The sequence below is a fragment of the Streptomyces ossamyceticus genome (assembly GCF_001418475.1).
Classification (GTDB): Bacteria; Actinomycetota; Actinomycetes; order Streptomycetales; family Streptomycetaceae; genus Streptomyces; species Streptomyces ossamyceticus.
Window position 1 is genome coordinate 1 of sequence record NZ_LIQX01000652.1, and the last position, 1,127, is coordinate 1,127.

1 protein-coding gene and 1 pseudogene are annotated in these 1,127 nt (G+C 68.9%); both read right to left on the reverse strand.

What is annotated here, in order from left to right; translation table 11 throughout:
• Positions 1-624 (reverse strand): RHO alpha subunit C-terminal catalytic domain-containing protein (locus AOK15_RS47870; protein WP_276206251.1); only part of this gene is annotated, 624 nt, incomplete at both ends.
• 2 nt (positions 625-626) lie between these two features.
• Positions 627-1,081, reverse strand: a pseudogene (locus AOK15_RS47875) (Rieske 2Fe-2S domain-containing protein); the annotation flags it as partial.
• Positions 1,082-1,127: the final 46 nt, after the last annotated feature.

Below are 1,127 nucleotides of genomic sequence, written 5' to 3' on the forward strand. Positions count from 1 at the left end.
GGGTCATGGACCCGGCCATGAAGCCGTGGGCGGTGGCCTGGCACTCGCTCCAGTTCTCGCCGTCGTCCTGCTCGAAGATGCCGGTCGGCCCGAACGTCCGCAGGTTGTACAGCCGTTGGGCCTCCTTCACCTCGGCCGGCATGGACCGGTCGACGATCGTCCAGGCCCACACCTCCATCCGGTCCGGTCCCTTCGGGTGCCAGACCCGGATGGAGCCGTTGACCGGCAGATAGGAGAAGTTGGGGAAGACGGTGGCGTGACCGGTGGTCATCGGCCCTTCGACCCGTGCGTCGCCGAGCCGTTCCCGCAGCGCCTCGTAGTCGTAGTAGCCGTGCACGACCCGGTCGTCGAAGCGGCTCTTGGGGTGGGTGGGGAAGCCGGCGCCGTGACCGAGCGGATCGGTGTACTGCCGTCCCGGGGTCTGCACGATCTCCGTCTTCGGTCCCTTGCCGGACGGCGACATGACCATCAGCGCCGACGCGTGCGAGATGTTGACGTGGTACCAGTCGGAGGCGAACTGCTCCGCCGCCAGCTTCCAGTTGCCCTCCAGGACCCACTTGTGGACGCCGCCGACGACCTCGGTGCCCTCGGGATCGCGGTCGAGCATCGCGTCCATGTACCAGGNNGGCGCCTCGGGGTTCCAGGTCCCGAAGACGAGCCCCTTGTACGTGTCGAGCTGCGCGACCTCGGTGAGTCCCCACTGCTCGCGGTCGAACTCCGCCGGATAGTCCTCGGCGTTGGGGACGTTGACCAGCTTGCCCGCCATGTCGTACGACCAGCCGTGGTAGCTGCACGTGAACGCCTTCGTCGCGCCCGCGTCGGCCCGGCAGATCCGCATCCCCCGGTGCCGACAGGCGTTGAGGAACGCCCGGATCCTGCGGTCCCGCCCCATGGCGACGATGACCGGGTCCTCCCCCATGTACGTGGTGAAGAAGTCGCCCGGCTTGGTGAACTGGCTCTCGTGCGCGAGGAACAGCCAGCTCGGCGCGAACACACGGCGCAACTCCTGCCGGTAGAGCGCCTGGTCACCGAAGATCGTGCGGTCGATCAGACCGCGGTCGAGGGCGAAGAACCCGCTCACGTCGACGGCCGGCTCGGCAACCCGGGCCAGGGGGCGCGCCGCGGGG